2 protein-coding genes are annotated in these 8001 nt (G+C 36.9%); both read left to right on the forward strand.

Annotation, left to right across the window (positions count from 1 at the left end):
* Positions 1-285 (forward strand): type IX secretion system membrane protein PorP/SprF (locus tag CDH49_RS15100; RefSeq protein WP_157805315.1); only part of this gene is annotated, 285 nt, incomplete at its 5' end.
* Between the two features lie 661 nt (positions 286-946).
* Positions 947-8001 (forward strand): beta strand repeat-containing protein (locus CDH49_RS15105; RefSeq protein WP_100616367.1); only part of this gene is annotated, 7055 nt, incomplete at its 3' end.

The raw sequence follows: 8001 nt of genomic DNA on the forward strand, positions 1-8001 counted from the left end.
CGCAGCAGTACGGACCTGAACTTCAAGTTCAGGAAGTTCAACAGGAACGAGGATTACTATTGGGCAGGGGTATCCTACCGTTTCCTGAACGACCAATTTTTCAAGCCCTTGAACCTGGGCCCGATGCTGGGCTTTAAGAAGGACATCTTCTATTTCGGGTATGCCTACCAGGTGACCATGAACGACCTCTCGGGGTACAATTCAGGGACCCATGTCATTACGATCGGGCTGGAATTCCTGCAAGGGATCAGTAACTGTCCCTGTACTCAGAGTCCGGTGCATTGATTGTGAAGCGCAATTTGAATTATTAATATGATCGAATACCAAATGTGTTCAATAATAATAGTAGCCATATTAAGTATAAAAAATAATATAATGAATATCTGAGTTATTTAATATTATAATTTAAAATTGATATTATTGAATGAAACATGAAGTAAATGGTTTTTAAATATCTATAAAAAGAAACATTGAATAACTCTCAATTTAGAAGCCCTTGATAAGTCAAGGGCTTTTATGTATTTTTAAATAGGGCTCATTTAATCAAGTTGTTTTTTTTATTAATATTTTTTGTCTGTATATACATCATCTTCTGAAATATAAATACATTACCTACCAACAAATTGACTATTAATATTCTGAATACCATTCCTACATATTAATAATACTTCAATAATTAATCATTATATATCTTAAAAATTATTGAAAAAAACTACAAATAATCGATTATATTCTTTTAAAGTAGTAATTCATCGATAAACAGTTTAAATTGTCAGGTTATCTTTGTAATTCTTCCAAAAATTTTACGATATTTATACGGTTTAAAAGTACTTAAATTATGATGAAATAAATTTAATGTAGTAATAAAACTACTTATTTTAATTTTGTAAACTAACGACTATTTTTCCTAAGTCCCCAATTAGGGAAAAAACAAAAACGCCTGCTTATGGAAAAAACTACTACACTAAACAAAGCATTTATATTATTTTCTTTGCTTTTGAGTTTTCAATCTTTTTCACAAAACCTTGTTCCTTTTGTGCCAAGGTATGATGAGGCCATTAAAGGTGACATGCTTTTAATAGGGAATAGTAATTTAAGTGTACACCCAACAGACCCATATAATTATAGTGGAACCAATAGTCGCTATAACAATGAAGGGTCGGAGAATAGACATAGGATGGTATATGTTGACATCGATAGCGACAATACTACATTTAACTCTAGTAGTGCCAATTTAGATGTGCCAAACGATGCTACTTGTTATCAAATTGTGTATGCTGGTTTGTATTGGAGTTCTGTGGTAGAGGATGCCAATTCACCAAGAGAAAATATTAAATTCAGAACCCCAGAAAGTGGTAGTTATATAGATATTACTGGGACACAAATTTATTATCAAAATTCTTCAAATAATCAAGATTCCAACACCTATGTTTATTATAGAGATGTTACGGATATATTGGCAGATTTAAGCAATCCAGAGGGAACGTATACTGTTGCTAATATATCATCGATGACATCAGCAATGATGGCGAATGATGATGGTTATAATACAGAAGGCTTGTCGGCAGGATGGTCACTGTTTGTAATCTATGAAGACCCACTTTTACCAAGTAAATATATCACCTCTTTTGATGGATTTACAAAAATAGATAATCAAGCTCCTAATAATCAGCAAACCTTTCCGATAAGTGGCTTTCAGACCATACCAACAGGACCAGTTCGTGCGAAATATGCTTTTAGCGCCTTAGAAGGTGATAGAGCATGGGCTGGAGATTACTTACAAATTAATGGTACAAATATTAGTGCAACTAATGCAAGTGGAACAATAATACGTCCCAGTACTAACTTTTTTAATAGTTCCGTATCTATTATAGATCCCAATACGAACGCACCGACACTTTTTAACGATAGAAATCCCAACAGTTCCAATACGTTAGGATTTGATGCAGGTATTATAAATATACCTAATCCAGGTAATGGTCTCATAGCAAATGGAGATACGTCTGCTACCATTAGGTTAGGTACCAATACAGATATTTATTATTTCTATTTTAGTGCATTTGCTATTGAAATTATAGCACCAAATATTGTATTGACTAAAATTGTTGAAGATGTTTTAGGAAACAATATTGGAGGACAAGTTGTAGATTTAGGGGATGAATTATATTATACCATAGGTTTTCAAAATACTGGTAATGATGATGCCACCGATATGATTATTAGAGATGTTTTACCAACCAATGTGGTGTTTAATTATCCTTCAGATATCGATTTGTTGCCTGCGGGTGTTACCGTACAAAGTTACAACGCAGCAACAAGAGAGCTTATATTTGCCATAGACGAATCAGTTGTAGAAGAAAATGATCCTATATCTGAAATTCGATTTAAAGTTACAGTGGTGTCTACTTGTAGTTTACTTAGTGATGCTTGTTCTAATAATATTGACAATCAAGCATATGCGACTTATAAAGGTACTGTAAATCCAGATTTTACAATTTCAGATGACCCAAGTTATGCAAGCAACACAGGATGTTTGTTAACACCAGGGGCGACAAATTTTCTAGCAGATTTGAATGACTGTGTTTTTGAAGAAAACATCATATTGTGCGGTGCCAGTGCTGTTTTAACGGCTGGTGATGGATATGATGCGTATTCATGGACAAATTCTTCTGGAACGGTTATTGGGACTACACAATCCATTACGGTTACCACTCCAGGAACTTATTATGTCCATAATACGGCAGTAGCTCCTTGTCAATCCATAGATCAAGTATTTAATGTAATTACATACGGTGCTGGTGTAACGAATCCAGTTATTCCTTTTGCAGATGAAGTCGTTATTTGTCCGAATGACGGAAAAGAATTACCAAATATATTTTTATGTGGGGCCAATGATTCCAGATTTATCCAAACTAATATCACAGATACGTCTTCTATGATATGGGAAAGACTAGATGAAACCAGTTGTACTGCTGTTGCCAATGAAGATTGTGCCAATGAAGATGTTAGCTGTACTTGGCATCAGGTAGCAACTGGACCTGATTTTACGGCAGATACTGCAGGTCAATATCGATTAACATTGAATTATACAGGAGGTTGTTTCAATCGATTTTACTTTAATGTTTACGAAAATCTTTTAGTTCCTACCGTAACCTCAAGAGATATTTTTTGTACAACTCCGGGAGAAATCACCGTTGGAGGTGTTCCTAGCGGTTATGAGTACAGTATCGATGGCGTAAACTATCAGCCTAGCAATGTGTTTTCAATTAATACACCAAATGTATATTCGGTGTATATAAGACAAATTGGTGTGACACCGAACCCATGTATTTTTTCCGTTCCGGATGTTCAAATAAGACAACGGGATTTTACGGTTTCAACCATTATTACACAACCCTTATGTAATGGTGAACAAGGAAGCGTTGTATTGGCAGCAAATGATGTGCGTCCACAATATTTCTTTTCGATTTACCAAGGTGCAACCTTAATAAATAGTGTAGGGCCGATTATGGAAAGTGATTACACTTTTGCTAATCTAAATCCAGGTACCTATACCGTAAATGTGTCGACTGAAGATGGTTGTATTTTTACAGATGATATTGAAATTATCAATCCGCCATTGTTAACAGCTACTTCGGCACTTACCCAACCATTAACATGTACCGATGGTGAAATTACAGTATATCCTAATGGGGGTACGGCACCGTATTATTATTTTGTAAATAGCACTACTGAATTTCAATCTACACCTCAAATAATAGTAACTGCACCGGGTGTATATAATATTACTGTAATCGATTCTAATAACTGTTCCGCAGAAACTTCTATAACGGTAAATGCAGCTCCAGCACCAGATTTTAATGTTACAAAAACAGATATTTTATGTTTTGAAGCGGGAGATTCAGGGGTTATTAATGTGAATGTTACCAATGCTAATGGGAATAGTTTACTGTACAGTATTGACAACGGTATTACGTTTTTCAACTCGCCAATATTTACAGGACTTGCTGCAGGTGATTACGATGTCGTAGTTCAATATACATACGGAACCGATGTGTGTGTATCTACCCCACAACTCATAACAATTACAACAGTAACCGCCATTAGTGGTGTTGCCACCTTAACTACGCCATATACCTGTACCACTAATGGTGTTATAACCGTTTCTGGGGTTTCTGGAGGAACAGCTCCTTACACCTATAGCATTGATGGTGTAAATTATCAAACAGGACTTACATTTACGGGGCTAACAAATGGAACTTACACCGTAACAATAAGAGATGCCAACGATTGTACATTTGTAACGGCACCTATAACAATAGACCCTTTAAATCCACCAACCGATTTAGCTTTCACCAGTTCACCTTTAACATGTCCTACAAACGTTTCTACGGTAACGTTATCGGCAATAGGGGGAATTGGCACTTTGGAATATCAAATTATAGCACCAGCAGCTTCGGCAACAGCTTATCAAACATCTAATGTGTTTGCTGGTTTAGCGCCTGGAACCTATACGTTCCAAGTCATTGATGAATATGATTGTACCTATAGCGAATCTTATACTATTGCACCATTAAACCCAATCACGGTTATAGGGCAAGCTATGAATGACGTGACATGTTTTGGAGCTACTGATGGTTCTGCACAGTTTACAGTTTCAGGTTCTACAGCCTTTACTTACACTATAAATGGTGGTTCATCAACTGCAGGAACGTCTCCAATTGTATTAACAGGATTGGCAGCAGGAACTTATACTATTGTTATTACCGATAATATAACAAATTGTGATGCTACAGCGTCAGTAACTATAAACCAACCAACATCAGCATTGGACATTACTGCAACTGTGAGTCCAATTACATGTTTGAATAATGGTAGTGTAGTCATTAATACAACTGGAGGTTGGGGAGGAAATTCCTTTACTTTAACATTACCAGATACCACTGTTTTACCAGCGCAAAGCAGTAACACTTTTACAAACTTAACACAAGCAGGAACCTATACAGCTACAGTTACAGATACTAATGGGTGTTCGGATTCAACGACATTCAATTTGGTTTTATCCACAAATCCTTCGGCTACTATAAGTGTCAGTTCAGATTACTGTTATGATACAACGAACGGAGCATCACTTGAAGTCACTGCATCTGGAGGTCAAGCACCTTATCAATATAGTATGAATGGCGCGCCATTTACTTCAAGCAATATTTTCAACAATTTAGTTCCTGGCACTTATACTATTACAGTAAGAGATGCTTATGGCTGTACTTTTACTTTACCAGCAGAAACCATTGCTTCACAAATAACGATAAGCACTGTTTTAACCAAAGATTTAGACTGTACTGTATTACCTGATGCAGTAATTACAGGTACTATTTCTGGAGGAACGGCGCCATTTACGTATGCCGTATCTATAAATGGTGGTGCTTACAGTCCTTTGGGAACCACAGGATCGCCATTCACTTATGCTACAGCAGCAAATGGGACATATAGATTCCAAATAACTGATGCTAATGGTTGTATAGCAGAATCTGGAATACAAACAGTTGATGCAATAATACCGGTTACAGCGTCGGCTGCATCAAATGATCCAACCTGTAATGGCTTTTCAGATGGAACAATAACATTAAACGCTTTAACTGGAGCAGCACCGTATACCTATAGTATTGATGGGGGAACTACTTTTGTAGCTTCCAATATATTTGGTGGCTTACTAGCAGGGGGGTATAATTATGTTGTAAGGGATAGTAAAGGTTGTGATGCCCTTGGAACAGTTAATTTAGTTGATCCGTCACCTATAGATGTTACAATAGTTAGGAATGCCATACAATGTAATTCAAATGTACCAGGTAGTTTAGATGTGACAATCAATTCTGGTGGTGTAGCACCATTTACTTATACCCTATATGATAATACTTATACTCAAATTGGAGTTAATGTGACTACAGGATCTACAACGCATACTTTTGGAGGGTTATCATTCGGTGATTATTATGTAACCATTGTTGATTCTAGAGGGTGTGAATTTGGAAGTGATAGACAACGCATTGAAACACCACCAAACATTCAATTGGATGGAAATGTTTCTAGTGGTTCCTGTGCCACAGGAGCTAACGTTGAAATTTCTGTTATTACAGGAGCTGGACCATTTACTTACTCAATTTATGGACAACCAGCAACTTCTGTTGGACCTACCGCTGCAACAAGCCACACTTTTATGGGATTAGATCATGGAGTGACCTATCAGTTTCAAGTAATTGACGCTGGAGGTTGTTTCTCAATAATAGAAGTTACAACACCTATTTTATCAGCTATAGATGTTAATCCTATTACAACAACTAATGTTAATTGTAACGGTGGAAATGATGGTACTGTAAGTTTTACTGTTTTTGATTATGATGCTTCTGTAACATCTGTTTATTATGAGGTAAGAGACGAATTAACCAATGTAGCTATTATACCAGCTCAAAACGGAACATTAATAGGCCTAACAGGTTTGCCAGCAAATGGCACTATAACTGGTTTGCCAGCAGGTAATTATACATTGTTTGTTAGGGAAGACAATGGTACGCTGTGTACAGTGTCAAAACCATTTAGAATTACACAACCTATACAACCATTGCTTTCTGTGATTTCTACAGAAGAAAATGCCAATTGTAACCTAGGGGCACAAGTCACTTTAAATACAACAGGTGGAACTGGACCATATCAATATGCCGCTGGTGCTGCTGGATTTATACCTTCAATAAGTGATTTTGGAACTAGTAATGTCATTAATTTAGACTATAATATTAGAACAAATTGGGATATTGTAGTTAGGGATGCTAATGGATGTGAAGTTAGACTTAATGAAACAATAGATATAGATCCCGAGCCAGTAATTACAGCAACATTAAACACTCAATGTGATATATCAGAAGGCAATTTTGCAATAGATGTAGCCTTAACAACTTCAGGGATATCACCATATGCCTTTAGTATTAACGGAGGGTCTTTTCAAACAAGAACGGCACCATTTACCATATCAAATTTATCATCTGGAACCCATACAATTGAAGTTAGGGATGCAAATGGTTGTGGAAATTTAGTGTCAGTAGATATTGAACCTCCTTTAGGAATTACAACATCACTTACAGGCATTGTCAGTTGTTCGAATGATGATGGTGAAATTACGGTAACAGCAATTGGAGGAACAGGAACTTATACGTATAGTATTAGTCCTAATCCAGCTTCAGTCACTTTAACAGGGAACGTGTTTTCTGGAGTACCTTCAGGAACCTATACTGTCACTATTGAAGATACTACAACAGGATGTACTGAAGATGCGGCCATAACTTTAGAAGCTGCAACTCCAGTAATCTTTACAACAACGCCATCAGATGTGAGCTGTAATGGTGGAAATGATGGGGTGATTACAGTGAACCTACCTCCAAGTAATGATAACCCAGTTTATACTTACGAAATTATTGCGCCAATAATTATACCTGCGCAAAACTCTAATGTGTTTACAGGATTATCCGCAGGGACTTATACCGTTCAAGTTACTTCTGGTAGAGATTGTATTGCAACACAAGATGTGACCATTGGTGAGCCTACGCTTTTGACCGTTACGGGAACAGCAACGGATTTTGCATGTACACCAGATAATTCCGTAAACGCCTCAGTGCTTACGATTACTGAAGCGGGAGGTCTGGCCCCATATACGTATAGCATCAACGGAGCAAATTATTTCAGTTCGAACGTGTTCCAGGTCATCGATACTGGAAGCACGCAGAACATTCCCGTTTATGTTAGGGATGCCAATGGATGTATTGCCACAAATAGCGTTGTTATATTGCCATTGCCTGAGTTATCAGCTGTGGCAGTTGTAGAGGTGACTCCGATTGATTGCAACAATACAGGTTCAATAAGTATAACCGTCACGGGAGGTTCGGGCGACTTTAGTTACCAAATGTTGCCAGAAGGAACAATTCAAACGTCGAATACATTCAGTATAGTCAA

Source organism: Confluentibacter citreus (assembly GCF_002807055.1).
Taxonomy (GTDB): domain Bacteria; phylum Bacteroidota; class Bacteroidia; order Flavobacteriales; family Flavobacteriaceae; genus Confluentibacter; species Confluentibacter citreus.